The organism is Brevibacterium metallidurans, assembly GCF_037101285.1.
In the GTDB taxonomy this organism is placed as follows: Bacteria; Actinomycetota; Actinomycetes; order Actinomycetales; family Brevibacteriaceae; genus Brevibacterium; species Brevibacterium metallidurans.
The window spans coordinates 1-24,155 of the sequence record NZ_BAAAAF010000016.1; the positions used below are offsets into that span (position 1 = coordinate 1).

Annotated in this window: 18 protein-coding genes and 1 tRNA gene; 6 read left to right on the forward strand and 13 right to left on the reverse strand. The window is 69.0% G+C overall.

Going from position 1 to position 24,155, the window contains the following annotated elements:
* Nucleotides 1-318 precede the first annotated feature (318 nt).
* Both AACX88_RS15275 and AACX88_RS15280 read left to right on the forward strand, forming a co-directional pair.
* Entirely contained in the window at nt 319-1,455 is a 1,137-nt protein-coding gene (locus AACX88_RS15275; protein WP_339393728.1) for a LysM peptidoglycan-binding domain-containing protein, read from the forward strand.
* The gene (locus AACX88_RS15280; RefSeq protein WP_339393729.1) at nt 1,452-3,545 is read left to right on the forward strand and encodes a protein kinase domain-containing protein; all 2,094 of its coding nucleotides are present in this window, start codon (nt 1,452-1,454) and stop codon (nt 3,543-3,545) included. The genes AACX88_RS15275 and AACX88_RS15280 overlap by 4 nt, the downstream gene beginning before the upstream one ends.
* An 89-nt stretch (nt 3,546-3,634) precedes the next feature.
* On the opposite strand, the gene AACX88_RS15285 is transcribed toward AACX88_RS15280, so the two are convergent.
* From AACX88_RS15285 to gcvH, 4 genes are read right to left on the reverse strand one after another with little or no spacing between them, the layout of a single operon-like run.
* On the reverse strand, nt 3,635-5,029 hold the full coding sequence (locus AACX88_RS15285; RefSeq protein WP_339393730.1) for a class II 3-deoxy-7-phosphoheptulonate synthase: 1,395 nt from the start codon (nt 5,027-5,029) through the stop codon (nt 3,635-3,637).
* Between the two features lie 13 nt (nt 5,030-5,042).
* Complete coding sequence (locus tag AACX88_RS15290) at nt 5,043-5,525, reverse strand: bifunctional nuclease family protein (protein ID WP_339393731.1); 483 nt, start codon at nt 5,523-5,525, stop codon at nt 5,043-5,045.
* A 10-nt stretch (nt 5,526-5,535) separates the two neighbouring features.
* Nucleotides 5,536-6,492, reverse strand: a complete 957-nt coding sequence (locus tag AACX88_RS17705; RefSeq protein WP_422614448.1) for an FHA domain-containing protein — start codon at nt 6,490-6,492, stop codon at nt 5,536-5,538.
* Nucleotides 6,492-6,896 carry a glycine cleavage system protein GcvH gene (gene gcvH / locus AACX88_RS15300; protein ID WP_339393732.1) on the reverse strand — a complete coding sequence of 135 codons (405 nt, stop codon included), beginning with the start codon at nt 6,894-6,896 and terminating at the stop codon, nt 6,492-6,494. Before gcvH ends, AACX88_RS17705 begins: the two co-directional genes overlap by 1 nt.
* 233 nt (nt 6,897-7,129) lie before the next feature.
* On the opposite strand from gcvH, the gene AACX88_RS15305 reads away from it, so the two are divergent.
* A tRNA-Pro gene (locus AACX88_RS15305) sits at nt 7,130-7,206 on the forward strand.
* Nucleotides 7,207-7,336: 130 nt separating this feature from the next.
* Here the strand turns inward: AACX88_RS15305 and AACX88_RS15310 are convergent.
* Complete coding sequence (locus AACX88_RS15310; protein ID WP_339393733.1) at nt 7,337-8,542, reverse strand: integrase core domain-containing protein; 1,206 nt, start codon at nt 8,540-8,542, stop codon at nt 7,337-7,339.
* Nucleotides 8,543-8,774: 232 nt separating this feature from the next.
* Nucleotides 8,775-9,992, reverse strand: a complete 1,218-nt coding sequence (locus tag AACX88_RS15315; RefSeq protein WP_339393734.1) for an MFS transporter — start codon at nt 9,990-9,992, stop codon at nt 8,775-8,777.
* A gap of 298 nt (nt 9,993-10,290) precedes the next feature.
* Between AACX88_RS15315 and AACX88_RS15320 the strand changes: the two genes are divergently transcribed.
* A complete protein-coding gene (locus AACX88_RS15320) occupies nt 10,291-11,721 on the forward strand; it encodes a sugar porter family MFS transporter (RefSeq protein ID WP_339393777.1) in 1,431 nt (476 codons plus the stop codon).
* Between the two features lie 69 nt (nt 11,722-11,790).
* On the opposite strand, the gene AACX88_RS15325 is transcribed toward AACX88_RS15320, so the two are convergent.
* Both AACX88_RS15325 and AACX88_RS15330 read right to left on the reverse strand, forming a co-directional pair.
* Nucleotides 11,791-12,375 (reverse strand): DedA family protein, encoded by a 585-nt coding sequence (locus tag AACX88_RS15325; RefSeq protein WP_339393735.1) that lies wholly within the window; start codon nt 12,373-12,375, stop codon nt 11,791-11,793.
* Nucleotides 12,376-12,439: 64 nt separating this feature from the next.
* A complete protein-coding gene (locus tag AACX88_RS15330) occupies nt 12,440-13,654 on the reverse strand; it encodes a metal-dependent hydrolase family protein (RefSeq protein WP_339393736.1) in 1,215 nt (404 codons plus the stop codon).
* Between the two features lie 165 nt (nt 13,655-13,819).
* Between AACX88_RS15330 and AACX88_RS15335 the strand changes: the two genes are divergently transcribed.
* On the forward strand, nt 13,820-17,773 hold the full coding sequence (locus AACX88_RS15335; protein WP_339393737.1) for a Pls/PosA family non-ribosomal peptide synthetase: 3,954 nt from the start codon (nt 13,820-13,822) through the stop codon (nt 17,771-17,773).
* Nucleotides 17,712-19,076: a M1 family metallopeptidase gene (locus tag AACX88_RS15340; protein WP_339393738.1), complete on the forward strand. Its 1,365-nt coding sequence runs from the start codon at nt 17,712-17,714 to the stop codon at nt 19,074-19,076. The genes AACX88_RS15335 and AACX88_RS15340 overlap by 62 nt, the downstream gene beginning before the upstream one ends.
* Here AACX88_RS15340 and AACX88_RS15345 read toward each other — a convergent pair.
* From AACX88_RS15345 to AACX88_RS15365, 5 genes are all read right to left on the reverse strand, one after another.
* Nucleotides 19,047-19,787, reverse strand: coding sequence for a GNAT family N-acetyltransferase (locus tag AACX88_RS15345; protein ID WP_339393739.1), 741 nt, complete (start codon nt 19,785-19,787; stop codon nt 19,047-19,049). The two genes, AACX88_RS15340 and AACX88_RS15345, sit on opposite strands and share 30 nt — an antisense overlap.
* Nucleotides 19,788-19,902: 115 nt before the next feature.
* Nucleotides 19,903-21,219 (reverse strand): MATE family efflux transporter, encoded by a 1,317-nt coding sequence (locus AACX88_RS15350; protein ID WP_339393740.1) that lies wholly within the window; start codon nt 21,217-21,219, stop codon nt 19,903-19,905.
* A gap of 55 nt (nt 21,220-21,274) precedes the next feature.
* Nucleotides 21,275-22,474 carry an acetyl-CoA C-acyltransferase gene (locus AACX88_RS15355; protein ID WP_339393741.1) on the reverse strand — a complete coding sequence of 400 codons (1,200 nt, stop codon included), beginning with the start codon at nt 22,472-22,474 and terminating at the stop codon, nt 21,275-21,277.
* A gap of 56 nt (nt 22,475-22,530) precedes the next feature.
* Nucleotides 22,531-23,274: an SDR family oxidoreductase gene (locus AACX88_RS15360; RefSeq protein WP_339393742.1), complete on the reverse strand. Its 744-nt coding sequence runs from the start codon at nt 23,272-23,274 to the stop codon at nt 22,531-22,533.
* Nucleotides 23,275-23,392: 118 nt separating this feature from the next.
* Complete coding sequence (locus AACX88_RS15365; protein ID WP_339393743.1) at nt 23,393-24,142, reverse strand: IclR family transcriptional regulator; 750 nt, start codon at nt 24,140-24,142, stop codon at nt 23,393-23,395.
* Nucleotides 24,143-24,155 lie beyond the last annotated feature (13 nt).

A 24,155-nucleotide genomic window follows, 5' to 3' on the forward strand; every position in this document is an offset into this window, starting at 1 on the left:
GCCCGCTTTCGAGGCCGCCGAGATCTCCGACCTGTCGCTGAACGACAACCCCACCCGCGCCATCTGCACACTCCACCGATCAGACCCCCGCCGACCGGGAGTGTTGCTTCGACGCTATGACACCACCCCGTGGTTTCGACGATGTCGGGCAGCGTGGACCAGTCCTGGACGAGTTCTTCGGTATTCACGCCCCCAAGCGTAGCAACTCGGCGAAGAAACACGCCGCCATGCCCGCCGCAATCCCGGGCTGGGCAGGGGGCAGTGGATACGCTGGAGGGTGAAACTTCCCCGCACGATATGCAGCCGAACAGGTGACAGATGACACGCTCGCGACGGACTCCTCCGAAGCCGATCACCGCCGCCCCTGACATCCGCGCGGCCTCCCGGGTGAACTCGACCGGTCCCGTCCCCCGCCCCGAGGCTCAGGCCGAGAGGCCCTCCGAGGCGGCCTCCCAGGCGACCCCGGAACCCACCGAACCGTCTGCCTCGGGCGACCGGTCGACCCGGTCAGCCACCTCGGCGCGATCCGAGAACTCGGCGTCTGCGGGACCGCAGTGGCTGACAGGAACGAAGAGCGAGACGGTGCCCGTGACCCACGGGGGCCGCACGTACAAGGTCAAGGCCGGTGACACCCTCTACGCGGTCGCCAGTCGGCACGGCGTCTCCGTGCCCGCGCTGGCCGAGCTCAATCGGATCTCACCCCGTCAGAACCTCTCCCAGGGCCAGGTGCTCTCTCTGCCGGAGAAGAACGACCTGCCCGAGACCGACCCCTCGCACATCGTCGCGCCCGGGGAGACCCTGCAGTCGATCGCCGCCTCCCACGGGATCTCCCCGTCGACCCTGCGGCGGGCGAACGCGATGGGCGAGGATTCCCTCATCCGCGTCGGCGAGCTCCTCCTGCTGCGGGACACCGGCACCCGTCCCCGCCGGCAGGCGCCCGAGATCCCCGAGACCCTCCCCCATGTGTCCGTGGGCGCGTGGGGCGAAGCGCTGCAGGCCGGCGTCGTCCACGCGGCCCGACTGAACAAGGCCACCCTGCTCGGCCGGGTCCACCCCACCCCGGAGCAGGCGCGCTTCCTCGTCGCGCAGATCGCCGAGGAGCTCGGTGCCGAACCTGCGCTCATGCAGGCTGTCGCGGCCCAGGAGTCCGGGTTCCAGCATGCGACGGTGTCTGCGGGCAATGCGATCGGCATCATGCAGGTCACCCCGCGTTCGGCCCGGTGGGCCAGCGACATCGTCGGCCGGGGGCTCGACGTCCTCGACATCGCCGACAACATCGTCGCCGGCACCGTCATCCTCGGCTGGCTCATCGAATCCACGGACTCCGAGGACGAGGCGCTGGCCGGCTACTACCAGGATCTGCGCTCGGTGCGCGCCGATGGGCTGCTGCCGGAGACGAAGGCCTTCGTCCGCGGCGTGCAGATGCAGCGGGGACGTCTGGAGGTGGCCCGATGAGCTCCCTTCCGGATCCGCTGCTCGGCGTCGTCCTCAACGACCGCTACCGGATCGATGCGAAGATCGCCCGGGGCGGTATGGCGATGGTCTACCGCGGCACGGACCTGCGCCTCGACCGCGAGATCGCGATCAAGGTCATGCACGAGCACCTCATCTCCGATGAGACCTTCGTCGAGCGCTTCCGCCGGGAGGCGATCAACGCAGGTCGGCTCACCCATCCCAACCTCGTCGCGATCCACGACCAGGCTCGTGACGGGGACATCGTCTACCTCGTCATGGAGCATCTGCCCTCGGTGACGCTGCGCCGCGAGCTCAAGCACCGGGGGTCGTTCACGCCGAGGCAGGCGATCGTCGTGCTCGACGCGATCCTCGCCGCGCTCGAGGCCGTCCATTCGACGGGGATCATCCACCGCGACCTCAAACCCGACAACGTCCTGCTGGGGACCGACGGCCAGGTCAAGCTCGCCGATTTCGGGCTGGCCCGGGCCGTCACCTCGGCGACGACGACGAAGACGCTCATCGGCACCGTCGGCTACGTCGCCCCGGAACTCGTCACCCGGGCCGGGGCGGATGCCCGCACCGACCTCTACACGGTCGGCATCATGTTCTACGAGATGCTCACCGGCACTCAGCCCTACACCGACGACGTGCCGATCCAGGTCGCCTACCGGCACGTCCACGACACGGTCCCGCCGCCGTCGGAGAGGGTCGACGGCATCAGCCCGCTGCTCGACGCCCTCGTCCTGTGGGCGACGTCGAAGGATCCCGAGGACCGCCCGGAGGATGCCGGGGAGTTCCGCCGTGCGCTGGCCGAGGCCAGGGCGCAGATGACGGATGCCGAACTCGACTTCGGCGATCCCGAGGCCGAGGCCGGGAACCACTCCCCTGCCCTGACGGCGAGCATCGACCTCGGTGAGGAGGTGCCGAAGGAGAAGAAGTCGCGCACCGACGAGATCCCCTACCTCTACGACGATGAGACCGCCGAGGCGGATGCCGGCGCCGTTGACGATGCTGAGTCTGTGGGTGACGACGAGTCTGCGGGCGAGCCCGCAGACGACGCCGAGTCCTCCGCCGAAGCCGAATCACCGCGGATGGCCGTTGCCGCAGCCTCAGCCGGGGGTACCGCCGCCGCGATCGCCACGGGTTCCGCGGCTTCGGGCGCTGGCTCGACCGCCTCGGCGAAGTCCGGAGATGTCTCCTCCGGAGGCGCAGGTTCGGACGGCAACGGTTCCGGCGGTTCGGGCGGCAAAGGCCCTGACGATGGTCGGGAGGACGACGGCGCTGCCGTGGTGGCGGCCTCGGCGCCTGCCCATCCGAAGCGACGCCGGCGTCGGCGGCTGGCGACGACGGTCGGGGCGGGGCTCGTCGTCCTCGCGCTCCTCGCGTGGCTGATCATCGCCAATCTGCCCGCGCAGAAATCGATCGTTCCCGGTCAGCTCGCCGGGAAGGAGTTCGCCGAGGCGACGGCCGTGGTCGAGGAGAACGGGCTGAGCCCGAAGAAGCAGGAGGTCTTCGACGATTCGATCCCGGCCGGCACCGTGATCGGCTCCGAACCCGTCGGCGGCACCGAGCTCTCCCCGGATTCGACGGTCACCCTCGTCGTGTCGAAGGGCGTCGAGATGTTCGCCGTGCCCAAGCTCGAAGGACTGAGCGCGGACGAGGCGAAGGCCGCACTCAAGGACGCCGGGCTCGCGGTGGGCAAGGTCGATGAGAAGTACGACGACTCCGTGGACAAGGGCACAGTCATCAGCGCCTCGAAGAAGGAGGGGGAACAGCTCGTCCACGATGAGAAGGTCGACCTCGTCGTCTCGAAGGGCGATGCCCCCATCGCGGTGCCGAAGGTCGAGGGCCTGAGCTACGATGCGGCGTTCGCGACGCTGACGAAGCGCGGCTTCCGCGTCGGGAAGGAAGAGGTCTTCTCCGACACGGTGCCCAAGGGCGACGTCGTCTTCCAATGGCCCAAGAGCACCGAGGCGAAGCCGTACAACTCGCTCGTCATCGTCCGCGTCTCCAAGGGCAAGGAGCCCAAGGACGACAAGCCCAAGGATGAGAAGCCCAAAGAGGACAAGCCCAAGGACTCAGGCAAGTAGCCCTCAAGCGCGGTGGTGACCGCGCAGACAACGAAGCGCCGGCGGTGATCCGCCGGCGCTTCGTCGTCTCGGTGCTGCGGTGAGAGCTCTCAGCCGCGGCGGGTGAGGTATTCGGCGACCTGGAAGGCCATCTCGAGTGACTGGTCGTGGTTGAGGCGCGGATCGACGAGCGTCTCGTAGCGACGGCGCAGACCTTCGTCGTCGATCTCCGTGGCTCCGCCCATGATCTCGGTGACGTCGTCGCCGGTGAGTTCGATGTGCAGGCCGCCGGGAATGGTGCCGGCTTCCTGATGGGCTGAGAAGAACCCTTCGACCTCGGCCATGACGTCCTCGAACCGGCGCGTCTTGTACCCGGTGCTCGAGGTGATCGTGTTCCCATGCATGGGGTCGCTCACCCACGTCACGTGCGGGAGCTGGTCGCCGATCCCGGCGAGGAGCTTCGGCAGGACGTCGTTGATCTTCCCGGCACCCATGCGGGTGACGAACGTCAGTCGGCCGGGTTCGGCGTTCGGATCGAGCTTCTCCGCGAGCGCGAGGGCATCCTCGGCGGTCGCGGTCGGGCCCAGCTTGACGCCGATGGGATTCTGCACCTTCGAGAGGAAGTCGACGTGCGCGCCGTCGATCTCACGGGTGCGCTCACCGATCCACAGGAAGTGCCCGGACACGTCGTAGGGCAGACCCGAACGCGAATCGATGCGGGTGAGCGCGCGTTCGTACTCGAGGAGCAGCGCCTCGTGGGCGGAGTAGAACTCCGTGGTCCGCAGAGCCTCGAAGTCCGCGCCGCACGCGTCCATGAAGCGGATCGCCCGATCGATCTCGCGGGCGGTCTGCTCGTAGCGCTGGTAGCCGGGGTTCGAGGCGAGGAAACCGCGGTTCCATTCGTGGACCAGCCGCAGGTCGGCGAAGCCGCCCTGGGTGAAGGCGCGGATGAGGTTGAGCGTCGACGCCGAGACGTGGTAGGCCTGCAGGAGTCGGGCCGGGTCGTGCCGCCGGGACTCCTCGGTGAACTCGTAGCCGTTGACGATGTCGCCGCGGAACGAGGGCAGGGTGACGCCGTCACGGGTCTCCATGTCCGCCGAGCGGGGCTTGGCGAACTGGCCGGCCATGCGCCCGATCTTGACCACGGGCATCGACCCGCCGTAGGTGAGGACCGCGGCCATCTGCAGGACGGTCTGGACGCGGGCCCGGATCTTGTCGGCCTGGGCGCCGGCGAAGGACTCCGCGCAGTCGCCGCCGGCGAGGACGAAGGCCTCACCGCGCGAGGCTGCCGCAATCCGCTGCTTGAGGACGTCGGCTTCGCCGGCGAAGATCAGCGGCGGGTAGCTGCGCAGCCTGGTCAGCGAATCGTCGAGGGCCTCGGAGTCGAGATAGGTCGGCTGCTGTTTGGCGTCCATCTCCCTCCAGTCGTCGAGACCGGAGAGGTCGTCGGTGCCGGCTGCGGTGATGTCCGTGTGGGCGAAGACCGGATCGATGTGGAGGCTCACGCTTGCTCTTTCTTCATGTCTCTTCGCCGGTCTCGAAGTCCTCGGCGGAGACGTTGTCGAGGAAGTCGCGGAACTGCGCGACCTCTTCTTCGTCTGCTTCGGGGGCTTCGATGCCGGCGTCTTTGAGGAGGTCGGAATCGACGTAGACGGGGCACTCTGCTGTCAGTGCCAGCGTCACGGCGTCCGAGGGCCGGGCGGAGATCGTCTTGCCGTCCTCGGTGTGGAGTTCGGCGAGGAAGATCTGACCGTCGCGACCGGTGATGGTGACGTCGGAGAGCTCGTCGTCATGGGCGCCGAGGACGTCGAGCAGAAGGGCATGGGTCATCGGCCGCGGCGGGGTGAGTCCGCGCTGCGCGATCGAAAGCGCGTTCGCTTCGATCGCCCCCACCCAGATCGGCAGGTAGTACGCGGGCTCAGTGGCCTTGAGCAGGAGGATCGGCTGGTTGGCGGGCATCTCGATGCGCACCCCGACGACCTCGACTTCGACGTTGGACATTATCTCCTTCTCAGGAGCGCGGACGCTGCTGGAAGATCATCCGGAACTTCCCGATCTGCACGTCTGCGCCGTTCTGCAGTTCGATGGAGTCGATGAGCTGACGACCGACGTAGGTGCCGTTGAGCGAACCGGTGTCACGCAGGGTGAAGCCGCTGGGGGTGCGGATGAACTCGGCGTGCTTGCGCGAGACGGTGACATCGTCGAGGAAGATGTCCGCGTTGGGGCTGCGACCGACGGTGACGACATCGGTGTCGAGCAGGATCTGCGACCCGGAGTCCGGTCCCGAGACGACGACGAGGAGCGCATCCGTGTCCTGGAGTCCGTCGAGGTCGGGCACCGGGTGGATCTCACCGGTGTGCGGGTCGAGGATGCCCTGGAACGGCTGCTGGCCCGAATCGCCCGGGTTCTGCCCGCCGGAGACCGGATACTGCTGGTTCTGCTCGTTGCCGGGCTGACCGTACTGCTGACCGCCCTGGTCGTACTGCTGACCACCCTGGTTGTCTCGCGGGTCGTAGCCCTGCTGACCGCCCTGGCTGTCACGCGGGTCGTACTGCTGGCCGCCCTGCTGCTGGTAGCCGGCCTGCTGCGGAGGCTGGTACTGGGCGTGACGACCCTGCTGATCGTCGTAGGCCTGGCCCGGCGCCTGCTCCCCCGTGGGGTGATCGGCGTGGCGGCCGCGGCCCTGGTCAGCGCCCTGCTGGGGCGGCTGGTACTGCTGCTCGTCCCGCCGAGGCGGTTCCTGCTGGTACCGGCCTGCACCGTTTCCGCCGCCGAAGTTCGGCGCCTGCGGCGCGTTGTCCACGGGAGGCTGCCCGTAGGCAGGGGTGTTCGGATGTCCTCCGCCGGGCTGGTTGCCCTCGGCCTCGTCTCCGGTGCCGAAGGGGAACTTCTTCGACTGCGGGACTTCTCCGTTGTCGTACCACGGCTGCGAGGGGTTCCGGCGACCTTGGTCATTGTTCTGCGACATCATGCCTCCTCGCTCTGCACGAGCTTGTGGTACTGCTCCTCGTCCATGAGACCGGTCACCTGCACTGGATCGCTCGCCTCGACGAGGTACATCCAACCGTCCTCATAGGGGGAGGAATTGACGGTCTCCGGCTTGTCTTCGAGGGCGTCGTTGACTTCCGTGATCGTTCCCGACAGCGGCGCGATGAGATCGGAGACGCTCTTCGTGCTCTCCACCTCACCACAGGACTCGCCCATCGTGATCGAATCTCCGACAGCAGGCAGGTCGACATAGACGACGTCGCCCAGCTGGGACTGGGCGTAATCCGTGATACCCACACGGTAGACGACATTGTTCTCCGTGGTGTGGACCCACTCGTGGTCCTTTGAGTACAGGTAAGACACTGGAAACTCCAGTTCCGCCATGTCGACTCCTCTTAGCTTGTCGGTGTTCCAAGCATAGCCGCCTGAAGTGCTTGCATAACAATCACGAAACGGAAATGTTACCGACCCCCTGAGCGGGCGTCGGAGAGCACCCGTTTCGCAGGCGGCTACCTGGGATGATACTAGTTTGTCGAAGGTCACGAACGGCAATTTTGGAAGTTGGGCGACGATCGTTATAGGCTAGTCCACGTTGCCCCGGCACAGGTGCTGGACAACGGGCTATGGCGCAGCTTGGTAGCGCGCTTCACTGGGGGTGAAGAGGTCGTGGGTTCAAATCCCGCTAGCCCGACCAATGTGATGTGTCGCGACATCGTTCCTACGATGTCGCGGCACATTTCTCTTTTCTGGCCCTGGTCTGTCTCCAGACATCGTTCCGGTCATCGTGCTGATGTCTCACGTCATCGTTCCGGTTATGTCTCCAGTCATCGTTCCGGTTTCTGTTTCGCCTGATAGTCCCTGCTGGGATCGATGATGTGCTCGGCGATGAGCTCACCGCTGCCGGGAGCGATGACCATCGTCTGCTCGGCATGGATGAGGACGATGACGCGCACACCGGCCCACCGACGGCCGATCCCCAGATGCCGCAGTCTCCCGGCATAGCGCAGGGACACCTTCCCGTCTCGATCGACTCGGTCGTAGCGGATGCGCCATACCTGGGAGTCGAGCTCAGCGACGGGTTCGGCCTTCGGGGTCGCGTAGTACGCCTCGTCCGGGGTTCGGCGCCCGATCGCCCGGTGGGGGCGTTGGGTGTTGTAGATCAGCATGAAGCGCTGCAGTTGCGCGTTGAGCTCCTCGACGGTGTCGACGAGCCCGTCAGCGGCCAGCCAGCGTTTGAGGGTCTGGTGGAAGCGTTCGATCTTGCCCTGGGTGGTGGGGTGGTTGCGGGCACCGTTCTTCTGGGAGATCTTCAGATCGGACAGGAGTTGTTCGAACGCGTTGGGTTGGGCCCGTTTCCCGTCGTGCCCGCGGGCGAATCGGGTCGTGAAGACCATCCCGTTGTCGGTCAGTGTTGATGCTGGTGGGCCGTGTTCGTCCATGGTGGTGGTGAACGTGTCGATGACGATCGGTCCGGTGATCGCGGGGTAGGCGCTGGTGTGGAGGAGTTTGCGGGAGTGGTCATCGAGCCAGGAGACGATCTCGACGTCGGTGCCGTTCGTGAGAGGCCAATGGGTGGGGGTACCGCCCGCTTGCGGGGGAAAGTCGGATTGCCAGCATTCGTTGGGGGCGTCGGCTGCGAAGCGGTGCCAGGAGGAGCGTGGGCGTTTCTGGGGTTGGGGTGTGATCAGGTTGTGGCGTTTGAGGGTTCTCCAGATCGTGGACACGCTGGGTCGGGTTTCGGGTGGGAGGCGGTCCCAGATGGATTCGGGGCCGGCGTCGAGTCCTTGGTCGGTGAGTGTGTGTCGCAGGGTGAGGATCGCGTTGACGGTGGACTCGGGGATGGCTCTGGGGTTGGTGTGGGGTGTGCGTGGGCGAGGGTCGACGGCGTCGAGTCCTCCGGTGCGGAACCGGGCGAGCAGGGTGCGGATCCAGCGGGTGGACACGCCGAAGCGGGTGGCTGCTTCGGCGTGGGTGAGGCCTCCTTCGGTGATGGCGAGGATGATGCTGCGGTTCTTGTTGAGTTCGTCCATATCGGAACAATGTCGTGAGACATAGGTGGAAGCATGTCGTGACACACATGGTGGAACGATGTCATGAGAGATCAGCGGAAGGATGTCGGGAGACATACCGGAACGATGTCGTGAAACCAGACACCGCTAGCCCGACATTTTCTCAGGTGCCGTGACGTCCACAGGATGTCACGGCATTCTCGCTTTCCAGAGCGGATCCGCACCGGGCCCGCACAGCCGACTGCCCGGCACCTCACCCGCGACCCGCAGGCGCTTCCCTGCCGCCTGGCGTGTCGAGGCGTCCGGCGAAGATCGTCGTCGCCAGCCCAATGACCACGAGGAGTCCGAGACCCCAACGCAGGGTGCTCGCCGTCGCGACGATCCCGACGAGCGGACTCGTGGCCATGAAGCCGACCCGCATGATCCAGTTGACCAGCGTCACGCCGGCCGCCCTGCCCGCACCCGGGATGTGGGAGGCGGCGCTGAGGGCGCCCGGGACGAGCGTGGCCGAGCCGTAGCCCATCGCGGCGAGCGAGACGAGCAGCTGGACGGGACCTGTCGCCGTCGCGAGTCCGAGACCGCCTGCCGCGATGAGGATCCCGCCGAGGCGGGCGATGCGTCCCGGACCGAACCGTTGGACGAGGACGTCGCCTGTGAACCGTCCGAGGCACTGTGCGCCGATGACGGTGCTGAAGCCGATGCCGGCCATGGCCACGGGAATCCCCGCGAGCTGCACGGCGGCCAGTGACGACCAGTTGTTCGCGATGTCCTCGACCGCGGTTCCGCACACCGCGACGACCGCGAGCGGCAGTGCGATGAGGAGGATCCGCCTGCGCCGTCCCGGTTCCCGGGCCCCCTGTGCTCCGGCCCCGGAGTCGTCGACGAGGCGCCGACCCCAATGCGTGCCCTCGGCCCCGATGAGCCGGCGGCCGATGATGACGAGGACGATGCAGGCGGCGGCGACGATCGCGATGTGGGCTCGCATGTCGACTCCCGCCGAGGCGGCCGCCGTGGCGAGCGCCCCGCTGACCAGGCCCCCGAGGCTCCACACCGCGTGCATCGAGGAGAGGATGACCCGCGAGCGGTTCTCCTGCACGCCGATGCCGACGACGTTCTGGGCCACGTCGACGATCGCGTCGAAGACCCCGGCGAGGAAGAGGCAGCCGGCCATCATCCACCCGCTCACCGACCACGGGGTCGCAGCGATCGCGAGGACGAGGAACACGGTCCCGACGAGCACGACGGCGTTGGCCCCGAAGCGCGCGATGAGGCGGGCCGGGAGCACGGAGGAGGCGATGGAGCCGATCGCGAAGGAAGCGACGACGAGCCCGAACTGGAAGGACGTCAGCCCCAGGCGGTCGACGAGCATCGGATACCAGGGCAGGAGGGCAGCGAACGCGGCGCCGTTCGATCCGAAGTAGATCGCGGCTCCGGCGATGCCGGCGAATCCCGGCTCGTCCTGCTTCGCCAACCCCGGTTCCTCTCCTTGGTGCCGATGGACCGCGCACCACTCTACCCATGCCCCGCGGCACCACTGGCCCTCCTCGGCGAGAGGGGAAGGGCACCTGCCGGGACGGGCGAGGTCACCTCGGCGAGGAGACGGATCCGGGACCCTGAGAACATTTCCCCGCCGAGGTTGTCCCCCAAGTCCGCTGACCTGGCGTAGCCTGGGTCACGATCCGAAGTCGGGGCCCGTCCCGACGCCCCAGCGCCCAAGGAGACCTCCCGTGTCCTCGTCCCAGAACCCAGCCGACAACCGGCTGCACGGAATGGAGCGGGTGTCCTCCCGCATCATCGGCATCTCGATCGCCGCCGCCCTCGGCGGCTTCCTCTTCGGCTTCGACACCGCCGTCATCAACGGCGCCGTCGACGCACTCGCCGCGGACTTCGACCTCGGGGCCGCCCTCAAGGGCTTCGCCGTGTCCTCCGCACTCATCGCGTGCGCGATCGGCGCATGGTTCGCCGGCAGCCTCGCCAACCGCTTCGGCCGCCTGCCGGTCATGGTCGTCGCCGCGATCCTCTTCTTCGCCTCGGCGATCGGCTCGGGGCTGGCCTTCGGCGTCACCGACCTCATCATCTGGCGCATGGTCGGCGGGCTCGGCGTCGGTGCGGCCTCGGTCATCGCCCCCGCCTACATCGCCGAGGTGTCGCCCGCCCGGGTGCGCGGTCGCCTCGGCTCGCTGCAGCAGCTGGCGATCGTCACCGGCATCTTCGCCGCCCTGCTCTCCAACGCGCTCCTCGCCTCCGTCTCCGGCGGGGCGGCCGCACCGTTCTGGTTCGGCATCGACACGTGGAGGTGGATGTTCATGGTCGAGGCGGTCCCCGCCCTCGTCTACGGTCTCGCGGCCCTCGGCCTGCCCGAGTCCCCGCGCTTCCTCGTCGCCCGTGGTCGGGAGGACGAAGCGGCGAAGGTGCTGCGCGACTTCACCGGCGTCGTCGACACCGATTCCCTCATCGCCCGCATCCGCGAGTCACTCCACCGGGAGGAGCGGGAGTCGTTCCGGGACCTGCTGGGCAAGCGGTTCGGTCTCAAGCCGATCGTGTGGATCGGGATCCTGCTGTCCGTGTTCCAGCAGTTCGTCGGCATCAACGTCATCTTCTACTACTCGACGACGCTGTGGAAGTCCGTCGGCTTCGACGAATCGAGCGCACTGCTGACCTCGGTGATCACCTCGGTGACGAACATCCTCGTCACGATCGTCGCGATCCTCCTCGTCGACCGGGTGGGCCGGCGGAAGATGCTGCTGGCCGGCTCCGCGCTCATGGGACTGTCGCTGGCGACGATGGCGCTCGCGTTCTCCTTCGCCGAACTCGTCACCGGCGCCGACGGCACGTCGAGCGCGGTGCTGCCCGCCCCGTGGTCGATCATCGCCCTCATCGCCGCCAACCTCTTCGTCGTCGGCTTCGGCGCGACGTGGGGACCGCTCGTGTGGGTGCTGCTCGGCGAGATGTTCCCCAATCGCATCCGCGCAGGCGCCCTGGCCGTGGCTGCGGCCGCCCAATGGGTCGCGAACTTCGCAATCTCGACGACCTTCCCCGTCTTCGCCGACATCAGCCTCACCTTCGCGTACGGCTTCTACGCGTTCTTCGCCGTCCTCTCCTTCTTCTTCGTGTGGTGGAAGGTGCCGGAGACGAAGGGCATCGAACTCGAGGACATGAGCGAGGACGCCGCCCCCGTCCACCACAAGCGCGCCAGCTGACGCAGGCGGACAATTTTGGGCGCGCCGAGGTGGTGCCGCCGGGAGTCTCAGGCGGTGACGTCGGGAGACTCAGGCGGAGTCGCCGGCGGCCTTCGCCGAGGTGGTGCCGGCCGAGGTGGTGCCGCGGGGAGCCGCGGGCGAGTCTTCCTCGGCGCCGGTCGTCTCGTCCGGAGCCTCCTCCGGCGTCTCGTCCTTGCGCTTGAGGCCGATGATCAGTCCGCCGATCGCGAGGACGAAGCACGCACCGAGGCCGATCGTCAGTCCCGGCGCCACCTCATAGGCCTTCGCTACGGCGCGGAAGCCGATGAGGCCGACGGTCGAGTAGATGAGCGCCCACACGGATCCCCCGACGATGAGGGCCGGGACGTAGCGCTTCGCACTCATCCCCGAGGTGCCGGCGGCGAGGTTGAGCACCGTCTGCACGCCGACCATGAGGAAGGACACGGCGATGACGGGTGCCCCGAAGCGTTCGATCATCGCCTCGGCTTTGCGGTACTTGCGTCCCGACATGATCCTCTCGACCCGGTCGATGCGCTGCATCCCCTTCCGCGCCAGCCGCCCGAGCAGGTAGGTTCCGCCGGCGCGGGCGAGGATGATCCCGAAGAGGATGAGCCACGTGACCGCGATCGGCAACGACCAGTCGAGGGGATTCACGTGCGCCTCCGTGTCGGGTTCGGGTGGGTCTTCGCAACGATTCTACGCCGAAGTTAGCCTCACCTCACACGCGGGTGCCGTCGAGCCACACCTCGCTCACCCGGTCCTCGATGCCGCGGACATCCTCGGTGCTCAGATCCCCGTCGACGAGGACGAGATCGGCGAGCATCCCGGCGGCGATGCGTCCCCGGTCGTCGTGGCCGAGGAGTTCGGCCGCCGTCGAGGTGCCTGCGGCGAGCGCTTCGGCCCCGGAGAGGCCGGCCTCGGCGAGGAGGCTGATCTCCTCGAGGTTCCTCCCGTGGGGTCCGACCCCGGCGTCGGTGCCCATGGCGATCCGCACTCCCGCCTCGTGGGCCTTCGCGATCGACTCGCGGTGGGTCTCGATGACCGAGTGGGCCTTGTCGATGACGGACTGGGGCAGGCTCGCCCCCGCCTCGGCGGCCGTGATCACGGCCTGCGGGGCCTGCAGGGTGGGCACGAGGAAGGTGCCGTTCTCGAGCATGAGGTCGATCGCCTCGTCGTCGAGGTAGATGCCGTGTTCGATCGAGCGGACCCCGGCGCGCACGGCGTTCTTGATCCCGGGAGCGCCCTGGGCATGGGACATGACGTGCGCACCCTGGGCGGCCGCCTCGGCGACGATGACGGTGATCTCCTCCTCCGTGAACTGGGAGTGCCGGGGATCGTCCCGGGGTGAGAGCACTCCCCCGGTCGAGCAGATCTTGATGTGGTCGGCCCCGGCCCGCAGCAGTTCCCGGGTCTTCCGCTGCACGCCCTCGACACCGTCGGCGACGCCGGAGGGACGGCCGGGGTGCGGGGAGAGGAACGGGGAGTCGGCCCCGGAGACGAGGTGGAAGTCCCCGTGCCCGCCGGTCTGGGACATGATCGTCACCGCGATCGTCATCCGCGGGCCCCGGACGACCCCGGTGTCGACGGCGACCTTGGCACCGAGGTCGGTGCCGCCGGCGTCGCGCACCGTCGTCACCCCGCCGGCCAGCGTGTCCTCCATATGACGGACCGAGGAGTAGAAGGGCAGGGAGAAGGGATTGTGGAAGGAGGCGGTGCTGTCGGCGCCGGAGCTCATGAGGTGGACGTGGCAGTCGATGATGCCGGGGATGAGGGTGCGCTCGGAGCAGTCGACGAAGGTGTCGCCGGCGTTGTGGGAGCCCTGCCCCGCCTCGGTGATCGCGGTGATCTGCGACCCGTCGACGACGACGTCGCGGCGGCCGGGGATGAACCGGGTGCCGTCGAAGACCGCTGCGTTGGAAAAGACCGTGACCATTCTGCTGTGCTCCTCGCCGTTGTGGAATCTCGCCTCCTCACATCTATCACGACCCCCGCGGCCGCGTCATGTTCACTGCTCCGACACCTTGACGCAGTATGATCAGGGCCGATACTGGTCGACCCCTGTGAGAGTCGGCCCTTGGTCGCTCGATCCGGAAGAACTGTGACAGACTACGCCGCGCAATTTCCTGCTCAGCCTCGCCCCCGCGAGGACCGCACCCTCATCGACGTCCTCCTCGAGACGGCGGGCGCCCATGGCGATCAGCCCGCGATCGACGACGGTCGCACCGTGCTCAGCTACGCCGAGCTCATCGCCGAGATCAGGGATCTCGCGCTCTCACTCGCCGACGCCGGCATCGGTCCCGGAGACAAGGTCGGCATCCGGGTGCCCTCGGGGTCGGTCGACCTCTACGTCTCGATCCTCGCGACGATGATGCTCGGGGCCGCGTACGTCCCCGTCGACGTCGACGATCCCGATGAGCGGGCGCGCACGGTCTTCGCCGAGGCGGCCGTGACCGGGGTCGTCACCGCGGAGCGGGCGATCGAATCCCGCAACGATCGGGGACCTCTCGACCGGTCCGCGCTGCGCAGCCCCACCCCCGACGATGACTGCTGGGTGATCTTCACCTCCGGGTCGACGGGCACCCCGAAGGGTGTGGCCGTGACCCACCGCTCGGCGGCGGCCTTCGTCGACGCCGAGGCGGCCCTGTTCTGCCAGGACGATCCGCTGGGTCCCGGCGACCGGGTCCTCGCGGGTCTCTCCGTCGCCTTCGACGCCAGCTGCGAGGAGATGTGGCTGGCCTGGCGGCACGGCGCGTGCCTCGTGCCCGCCCCTCGGGCGCTCGTGAAGTCCGGCATGGATCTGGGCCCGTGGCTGTCCTCGCGCGGGATCACCGTCGTCTCGACCGTGCCCACGCTCGCCGCCCTGTGGCCGGCCGAGGCCCTCGACGCCGTGCGCCTGCTCATCTTCGGCGGCGAGGCGGCCCCGCCCGAACTCGGCCGCAGGCTCAGCGACGAGGGCCGGGAGGTGTGGAACACGTACGGTCCCACCGAGGCGACCGTCGTTGCGTGCGCGGCGATCCTCGACGGCACCGACCCCGTGCGCATCGGCCTGCCCCTGGCCGGGTGGGCACTGGCCGTCGTCGACGCCGCAGGAGTCCCCGTGGCCGAAGGCGAGACCGGTGAGCTCATCATCGGCGGCGTCGGCCTCGCCCGCTACCTCGACCCGGCCAAGGACGCCGAGAAGTACGCCCCCATGCCCACGCTCGGCTGGGACCGGGCGTACCGATCGGGTGACCTCGTCGTCAACGACTCCGCGGGCCTGATCTTCGTCGGCCGCGCCGACGAGCAGATCAAGCTCGGGGGAAGGCGCATCGAACTCGGGGAGATCGACGCAGCCCTCCAGGCCCTGCCCGGGGTCGAGGGTGCCGCGGCCGCGGTGAAGAAGACCCCCGCGGGCACGGACATCCTCGTCGGCTACCTCGCGACCACCTCGGCGGGAGCCGACGAGCGGATCCCTGACTGGGAGGAGGCCCTGCGGGCGGAGCTGCCCGCCGCCCTCGTCCCCCGGCTCGCGCTCGTGGGCGAACTGCCGACGAAGACCTCCGGCAAGGTCGACCGCAACGCCCTGCCGTGGCCGATGGGCGGGAGCGAGCAGGCCGAGGACTCGGCGGAGGCCTTCGCCCCCGAGACCGAATGGATCGCCGACCAGTGGACGGCGGTGCTGGGGACCCGACCGGGCACGGACACGGACTTCTTCACCGCCGGCGGCGGCAGCCTCGCCGCCGCCCAGCTGGTCTCCCGGCTGCGCCAGGAGCACCCGAGCGTGACCGTCGGCGACATCTACGCCCACCCCCGCTTCGGGGCACTGGCGACCCTGTGCCTCGGCGATGAGGGGGCCGCGGTGCCTGCCGGTCCGCAGCGTGACATCGGGCGCACCTCGAAGGGGATGCAGGCGTTCCAGACGCTGCTGGCGATCCCCGTCCACATCCTCGCCGGCGTCCGCTGGGTCGTCATCGCCATGGTGCTCGCCAATGTCGCTGACCTCCTCGGCGCGGCCGTCCCGTTCACCCCGTGGCCGGTGGTCATCACCCTCTACCTCGTCTTCGTCACCGCGTGGGGACGGATGCTCATCTCCGCCCTCGCCGCCAGGCTCCTCCTCGCAGGCCTGCGGCCCGGGGTCTACCCGCGTTCGGGCTGGGTGCACAAACGCCTGTGGCTGGCCGAGCACATCGCCGACATCGCCGCAGCCGTGTCCGTGGCGAGCGCACCGTGGGTGACGTGGTACGCCCGTCTGCTGGGCAACCGGGTCGGTTCGGGTGCCGACCTCCATTCGGCACCCCCGGTCACCGGGTTCCTCACCCTCGAAGCGGGGGCGGCCATCGAACCCGAAGTCGACCTCAAGGGCTGGTGGGTCGACGGCGATCTGCTGCGCATCGGGACGATCGAGGTCGGTGAGAACGCGACCGTCGGGGCCCGCTCGACGCTCATGCCCGGCACGCGGATCGGGGCGGGGGCGCTCATCGAGGCCGGGTCCGCGGTGACCGGGAAGGTCCGCCGCAACCAGATCTACTCCGGCTCCCCGGCCGTGCGCATCGGCAAGGCGAAGAAGACGTGGCCGGCCCCGCCGGAGCGCCGCCGCCTGCCGTTCCTCTTCTACGCCGCAGGCTCGCAGCTCAACGCCGCCCTGCCCTACCTCGCGGCCCTGCCGGGACTGTGGCTCATGGTCGCCGTCTCCGGCATCGAGGTCGTGGAGAATCCGTGGCTCGTCCTCGCCTGGTCCCCGCTCATCGCGTGCCTGTGGTTCGTCACGGTCGCCCTTCTCATCCTCGTCTCCGTGCGTCTGCTCGCGATCGGGATGGAGGAGGGCGAGTTCCCCGTCCGTTCGGGACGCGGCTACCGGGTGTGGGCGACCGAACGCCTCCTCGACCTGGCCCGCGACCTCCTCTTCCCCCTCTACGCCTCGATGCTCACCCCGTGGTGGCTGCGGGCGCTGGGGGCGAAGGTCGGTCCCGGCACGGAGATCTCCACCGTCGTCTTCGTCCCGAAGATGACGACGATCGCGGCCGGAGCGTTCCTCGCCGACGACACGATGGTCGCCAGCTACGAACTCGGCCACGGCTGGATGCGCGCCGGACGGGCGAAGGTCGGCAAACGCGCGTTCCTCGGCAACTCCGGCATCGCCTCCCCCGGACGGCGGGTGCCGAAGAACGCCCTCGTCGCCGTGCTCTCCGCGGCCCCGGCGAAGGCGAAGAAGGGCTCCTCGTGGCTCGGCTCTCCCCCGGTGCAGCTGCGCCGGGCCGCCGTCGACGCCGATGAGGGGCTCACCTACGCCCCGAAGTTCGGGGTCAAGGCCGCCCGCGGGCTGTTCGAGACGATGCGGATCACCTCGGTGATGGTCGGCGGCGCCCTCGTCGCCGCGGTCATCCTCACGATCATCGCCCTCCTCGGCGTGCCGGCGGCCCTGTTCGGCGACGGTGGGCAGCAGGAGTTCTTCGCCTCGGTCGGACTCGCCCTGCTCACCTCCGGCATCGTCATGATGGCCGCCGGTGCGGTCGCGGCCGGAATCGCCGTCATCGCGAAATGGGTGTTCGTCGGCCGCATCTCCCCCGGCGATCATCCGCTGTGGTCGTCGTTCATCTGGCGCGGCGAGGTCGCCGACTGCTTCGTCGAACTCGTCGCCGCCCCCTGGTTCACCCGCAACGCCGTGGGCACGCCTGCCATCGTGTGGTACCTGCGGGCGATGGGCGCGACGATCGGCCACGGCGTGTGGTGTGAGAGCTACTGGCTGCCCGAGGCCGACCTCGTGCGCCTCGGCGACAATTCGACGGTCAACCGCGGCTGCGTCGTCCAGACGCACCTCTTCCACGACCGGGTGATGAGCCTCGACACCGTCGAACTCGAAGCCGGGGCCACCCTGGGACCCAACAGCGTCATCCTGCCGGCGGCGACCCTCGGTGAGAACTCGACGGTCGGGGCGACCTCGCTGGTCATGCGCGGCGAGTTCGTTCCCCCGCATGCCTACTTCAGCGGCAATCCTGTCATACCCTGGGTGGATGCCCCAGAACTTCCCGAGCGCCACCGGAACGACGACACCGCCGACCGTGTCCATGCTTGATCCCTACACTCCCGGCGTCGGCACCCCCGATCTGCACATCGACCACTACGACATCGACCTCGACTACCGGATCGGACCCAACCGGCTCGCCGGCCGCGCCCGGCTCACCGGTCGGGTGCTCACCGATACGACGTCGATCGTCCTCGACCTCACGGGCATGCGGGTGACGAAGGCGAGCGTCAACGGCCGCAAGGTCCGCTTCACCGCCCGCGGGAAGAAGCTGCGCCTGACCACGGAGCCGCTCGTGCGCAACCAGCCGGTGCGCATCGACATCGCGTATGCGGGCAACCCGCAGCCGGCCATCGGGACGTGGGGTGACATCGGCTGGGAGGAGCTCGAGGACGGGGTCCTCGTCGCCGGACAGCCGATCGGGGCCTCGACGTGGTTCCCGTGCAACGACCATCCCTCGAACAAGGCGAAGTTCCGGATCACCGTGCTCACGGAATCCGAGTACACCGTCGTCTCCAACGGCGAACTCACCGACAAGGTCCGCAAGGCCGGGCGCACCGCGTGGACGTACCGGTCGACGACACCGCTGGCGACGTACCTAGCGACCGTGCAGATCGGCCGCTACCGGCAGGGCCCCATCGCCGTGCCGGTCGGGGCCGCGCCGAGTCCCGTCCCGCTCGGACTCTTCGCCGGACAGCACTGGCACACCGCGGCCCTGCGCCTGCCCGTCCAGCACACGATGATGAATGTCTTCGTCGACCTCTTCGGGCCCTACCCGTTCGACCGCTACGACGTCGTCGTCACCGACGAGGAGCTCGAGATCCCGCTCGAGTCGCAGCCGCTGTCCGTGCTCGGACCCAACCATCTCGGCCCCGAATGGGAGTCCGAGCGTCTCATCGCCCACGAACTTGCCCACCAGTGGTTCGGCAATTCGCTCACCCCCAAGACCTGGTCGGACATCTGGCTCAACGAGGGCTTCGCGTGCTACGCGGAGTGGCTGTGGTCGGAGGCCTCGGGCCGGATGAGCGCCCACGACTGGGCAGTGGCCTGGTACGAGTCGCTGGCGGTCTCGCCCCAGGACATCGTCCTCGGAGATCCCGGCGGGCCGGGCATGTTCGACGACCGCGTCTACAAGCGCGGGGCCCTGTGCCTCCATGCCCTGCGGGTCAGCCTCGGCGACAAGGTGTTCTTCGACGGGGTGCGGGAGTGGACGACCCGTCACCGCCACGGCAACGTCGATACCGCCGACCTCATCGCGTGCTTCTCGAAGGTCGCGGGCCGGGACGTCGCCGAGGTGATCGACCCGTGGCTCTACGGCGCGACCCTACCGCAGCTGCCGCACCAGCAGGTCTGAGTCCCCGTTGCGTCCGACGGTGACGAAGCCCTCGTCGAGGTAGAGGCTCTTCGCCCCGTTGCCGTCCTCGACGGCGAGGCTGACCGCCTCGACCCCGCTCATCCGCGCCAGGGTGAGCAGGACCGTGAGCAGCGCCCGCCCGATGCCCTCACCCTGATGGTCGGGCAGGACCGCGATCGAGAGTTCGGGGATGTCGGCGGCCACCCACCCGTAGCCGGCGAAGGGGGCGTCCGTTGGTTCGGGGTCATTCGTCGCCGAGGCGGGCGTGCCGTCGGACTCGGGCGTGACCTCGGACTCGGGCGTGACCTCGGTGCCGGGCTTGACCTCGGTGCCGGGGTCCGCCTCGGCGGGGTCGGTCACGGCGTCCTTCCCGAAGCCGGCGTCCGCCTCGATGCCCGCGTCCGCCTCGATGCCCGCATCCGCCTCGGTGGCGGCGTCCGCCTCGGCGAGGACATCGGAGGGCACGGTCCGGCCGGCCTCCGAGGGATCCTCACTCAGCCCCGCCGCGAACGCGGCATCGGCCGGTCCGCCGTCTCCGGCGTCGACCCCGCCGTCCTCAGCCAGACGCAGCCAGGCGAGGCCGACGATCTCCTCACCGGTCTCGTCGAAGCAGGCCACGGCGAGATCCCCGGGCCGCCCCCAGCCGGCGAAGTAGTGGCGGGCATCAGCTCGGTGGACGAGATCCTCGCGCGGGATCGTCGGCTTGTCCATCGACCAGTTGAAGCAGAGGTCGAGGAACGGCAGGAACGTCTCCTCGGGGGTGTCGGCCGGCAGGGGACGGATCCGCGCGCGCAGATCCGGTGCGGATTCGGGGTGTCGGTGCTGCTCATGTGATTCCCTTCTCGACCGCGGTGCGGATCCACCGGTGGTTGCGGACTCGCCAGCCGAGCGTGATCGCCCGGAGCCCGACGAAGCCGAGGCAGAACGCCGCCCACAGCCCCTTCGCGCCGGGCACGAGTCCGGTGATCGGACCGAGCAGGAGCACATAGCCGATCACCGCGACCAATTGTGCCAGAGCGAGATAGCGGGCGTCCTCGGCCCCCATGAGGACGCCGTCGAGGACGAAGACGTACCCGGCCACGGGCATGCTCACCGCGAGGATGGGCAGCAGGCCCGTGAGCACGGCGATGACGCCGGGGTCGGAGGAGAACGCGTACGGGATGAGACCGGACCCGGCGATGAGGACGAGGCCGACGATGAGACCGAAGCCGATGCCCCAGGCGATGAGGCGGCGGTTGATCGCGGCGACGACGTCGACGGTCTTCGCCCCGAGCTGGAGGCCGATGAGCGCCTGTCCGGCGATCGCCAGGGAGTCCAGGGCGAGCGCGAGGGCGAAGAAGATCGACTGCGCAACCTGGATCGCGGCGAGCTGCGTCGTCCCCAGCGCGGTGGCGAGGACGACGAGGATGATGAGGGACGCCCGCAGGCTCGCATTGCGCAGCAGCAGCCAGCCGGAGGTCTTCGCCGAGGTGAGAACCCCCGCCCAGTCGGGACGGAAGCTTGCGTGGAAGCGGCGGGCCGCCCGCAGGGCGATGAGGATGTAGACGGCGCACATGCCGGCCTGGGCGATGACGGTGCCGAGCGCAGACCCGGCCACACCCATGCCGAGGCCGTAGATGAAGAGGGCGTTGAGGCCGATGTTGGCCACGCAGCCGAGAGCGGCGACGACGAGCGGGGTGCGGGTGTCCTGGAGTCCGCGCAGCAGCCCGGTCGCGGCGATGACGACGAGCATGAACGGCAGACCCCACCACGAGATCGCGAGGTAGGACTGGGCTCCTGCGGCGATCGCGGGGCTGGGCCCGAAGGCGGCGATCGCCGTGCCCAGCAGCGGCAGGCCGACGGCGAGGAGGACCACCGAGGTGGCCAGCGCCAGCCAGATCCCGTCGAAGCCCGCCCCGACCGCGCCCTGCGTGTCGCCGGCGCCCATCCGCTTGGCCACCCGCGGCGTCGTCGCATACGCGAGGAAGACCATGAGCCCGAGCACCGTCTGGAGGATCGTCGAGGCGATCGCGAGCGAACCGAGGGCGTCCGCGCCGAGGTGGCCGACCATGGCCGTGTCCGTGAGGAGGAAGATCGGTTCGGCGATGAGCGCGCCGAGCGCCGGCAGCGCCAGCCGGATGATGTCCCTGTCGATCGCTGCCACGACAGCGAGTCTAGCGAATCGGGACAGGGGCTAAGGCTGCCGGGCCCGGCCGGGCTCAGACGACTTCGAAGAGTCCCGCGGCTCCCTGCCCGCCGCCGATGCACATCGTCACGACGACGTACTTCACACCTCGGCGCCTGCCTTCGATGAGGGCGTGGCCGACGAGGCGGGCCCCGGTCATCCCGTACGGGTGGCCCACGGAGATGCCGCCGCCGTCGACGTTGTAGCGCTCGGGGTCGATGCCGAGCCGGTCACGACAGTACAGGGCCTGGACGGCGAAGGCCTCGTTGAGCTCCCACAGGCCGATGTCGTCGATCGTCAGCCCGTGGGCGTCGAGGAGCTTCGGCACGGCGAAGACCGGTCCGATGCCCATCTCGTCAGGGGCGACTCCGGCCACGGCCATCCCGCGGTAGATGCCGAGCGGAGTCAGTCCCCGCCGGGACGCCTCGGCATCGGACATGAGCACGGACGCCGAGGCGCCGTCGGAGAGCTGGGAGGCGTTGCCCGCGGTGATGCTCGGCACCGTCGAAGCGACACCGGGCTCGAGGACGGGTGTGAGCTTCGCGAGTCCCTCGAGCGTCGTCTCGGGGCGGTTGCCCTCGTCCTTGGTCAGGGTGACCTCCTGCGTGGAGGTCTCTCCCGTCTCCTTGTCGAGAACGACCTTCGTCGAGGTGAGCGGGACGATCTCGTCATCGAATCGACCGGCCTCCTGCGCGGCGGCGGTGCGCTTCTGCGATTCGAGGGAGTAGGCGTCCTGGTCCTCGCGGGAGACGCCGTAGCGTTCGGCGACGACCTCGGCGGTCGCGAGCATCGGATAGTAGATGCCGGGCACGTTCTCCTCGAGCCACGGGTCCTTCGCCCGGTAGGTGTTCATGTGCTCGTTCTGGACGAGGGAGACGGATTCGACGCCGCCGCCGACGGCGATGCGCTGTCCGTCGACGATGATCTGCTTCGCCGCGGTCGCGATCGCCATGAGCCCCGAGGCGCACTGCCGGTCGACGGACATGCCGGCCACGGTGACGGGCAGTCCCGCTCGCAGGCCGGCCTGACGGCCGATGTTCGTGCCCTGGCTGCCCTGCTGGAGGGCCGAGCCGATGATGACGTCGTCGACCTCACCCCCCTCGACGCCGGCCCGCTCGACGGCGTGGGCGATCGCGTGCCCGGCGAGCTCCTGGGCCTGGGTGTCGTTGAATGCTCCGCGGTAGGCCCGACCGATCGGGGTGCGGGCGGTGGAGACGATGACGGCGTCGACCATGGTGTGGCTCCTTCGTGGACGTGTCTGCGGTGTTGGTGGATGAGTGCGGGCCGGAGTCAGTCCTTCGGGCCGCCGGCGACGTAGATGACCTGGCCGGAGACGAAGCCTGCGCCCTCGGAGACGAGGAACGCGGCGGTGTTCGCGATGTCCTCAGGGTGTCCGGCCCGGCCGACGGGGATCTGGCTGATCGCGGCCTTCTTGAAGTCCTCGAAGTCGACGCCGACGCGGTCGGCCGTCGCCTTCGTCATGTCCGTCTCGATGAATCCGGGGGCGATGGCATTCGCCGTGACCCCGAACTTCCCGAGTTCGATCGCCCAGGTCTTCGTCATCCCCTGGATGCCGGCCTTCGCCGCCGAGTAGTTCGTCTGCCCGCGGTTGCCCAGCGCCGAGGTCGAGGACATCGAGACGATCCGCCCGAACTTCTCGGCCACCATGTGCTCCTGGACGGCCTTGGCCATGAGGAACGCCCCGCCGAGGTGGACGGCGAGCACCTTCTCGAACTCCTCGTAGGTCATCTTGAACAGCAGGTTGTCACGGAGGATCCCGGCGTTGTTGATGAGCACGGTGGGGGCGCCGAGGCGGTCGGCCACCTCGGCGACGGCACCGCCCACCGAGGCCTCGTCGGAGACGTCGGCATCCAGACCGATCGACTCTCCCCCGGCGGCGGTGATCGCTGCGACGGTGTCCTCGGTCGGACCCATGTCGAGGACAGCGACCCTAAGGCCCTCGGCCGCGAGCTTCTTCGCGATCGCGGCGCCGATGCCGCGTCCGCCTCCGGTGACGATTGCTGTGCGTGCCATGCGGGATCCCTCCGGGAGTCAGGTGCTGGGTTGCTCGGGGCCGCCGGGGTACGTGATGCACCTCCCACTGCGGCCACGACTCACTCTAGCCCAGAAACGCTCCTGAACGAATGATTGCTCACTGACTGGACGGGCGCCGCAGACCCAGAGCCTCGCTGATCGTCGCCGCGGCCGCTACGACATCGCCGGCGGCGGCCTCCAGTCGTTCGGCGGACAGTCGATACTCGGGCCCGCTGATGCTCAGTGCCGCCACGCACCGCCCGAGATGATCGCGGACAGGGGCCGCGACGCCGCTGAGGCCGAGCTCCATCTCGCTCTCAGCCGTCGCCCATCCCCGGCGGCGCACCTCGGCGATCTCAGCGTCGAGCTCCTTCCGCGTGGTCAGGGTGCGGTCGGTCTCTCGGGTGAGCTCGGCGGGTCGGCCCTCGGCGAAGGCCATGAGCACCTTGCCGTCGGAGGAGGCGTGGAGGGGTGCGCGTCGGCCGATCCACTGGCGCGCGGAGATGAGATGGGGGCCGTCGACCTGCGCGACGTCGACCGCCTCGCCCTGGTCGAGGGTCGAGAGCACCACGGTCTCCCCCGTGGCCCCGGCAAGCGAGTCCATCGGCGACCGCGCCGCGGTGATGAGGTCGACCGAGCCCCGCGCCATCGTTCCGAGTCGCACGAGCTCGGGTCCCAGACGCCAGGCGTCCCCGCCGGGCACCCGTTCGAGGAAGCCGCGCTCGGCCAGGGTGCCGACGAGTCGGGACACCGAACTCGGATGGACATCGAGCGCCGTCGCGAGCGCCCCGACCGTCAGTTCGCGGGAGTCGTCGCTGAAGGCCTGCAGCAGCTGCAGCGCACGATCCACCGTCTCCAGTTTCCTCATGGTCTCCAGATCG

Bases quoted from the DNA above. Each gene is read 5' to 3' on its own strand.
- gcvH (WP_339393732.1), bottom strand. From the start codon at position 6,896: ATGGCGGAACTGGAGTTTCCAGTGTCTTACCTGTACTCAAAGGACCAC.
- AACX88_RS15360 (WP_339393742.1), bottom strand. From the start codon at position 23,274: ATGGCACGCACAGCAATCGTCACCGGAGGCGGACGCGGCATCGGCGCC.
- AACX88_RS15310 (WP_339393733.1), bottom strand. From the start codon at position 8,542: ATGGACGAACTCAACAAGAACCGCAGCATCATCCTCGCCATCACCGAA.
- AACX88_RS15290 (WP_339393731.1), bottom strand. From the start codon at position 5,525: ATGTCCAACGTCGAAGTCGAGGTCGTCGGGGTGCGCATCGAGATGCCC.
- AACX88_RS15330 (WP_339393736.1), bottom strand. From the start codon at position 13,654: ATGGTCACGGTCTTTTCCAACGCAGCGGTCTTCGACGGCACCCGGTTC.
- AACX88_RS15340 (WP_339393738.1), top strand. From the start codon at position 17,712: ATGCCCCAGAACTTCCCGAGCGCCACCGGAACGACGACACCGCCGACC.
- AACX88_RS15320 (WP_339393777.1), top strand. From the start codon at position 10,291: ATGGAGCGGGTGTCCTCCCGCATCATCGGCATCTCGATCGCCGCCGCC.
- AACX88_RS15365 (WP_339393743.1), bottom strand. From the start codon at position 24,142: ATGAGGAAACTGGAGACGGTGGATCGTGCGCTGCAGCTGCTGCAGGCC.
- AACX88_RS15280 (WP_339393729.1), top strand. From the start codon at position 1,452: ATGAGCTCCCTTCCGGATCCGCTGCTCGGCGTCGTCCTCAACGACCGC.
- AACX88_RS15355 (WP_339393741.1), bottom strand. From the start codon at position 22,474: ATGGTCGACGCCGTCATCGTCTCCACCGCCCGCACCCCGATCGGTCGG.
- AACX88_RS15345 (WP_339393739.1), bottom strand. From the start codon at position 19,787: ATGGACAAGCCGACGATCCCGCGCGAGGATCTCGTCCACCGAGCTGAT.
- AACX88_RS17705 (WP_422614448.1), bottom strand. From the start codon at position 6,492: ATGTCGCAGAACAATGACCAAGGTCGCCGGAACCCCTCGCAGCCGTGG.
- AACX88_RS15275 (WP_339393728.1), top strand. From the start codon at position 319: ATGACACGCTCGCGACGGACTCCTCCGAAGCCGATCACCGCCGCCCCT.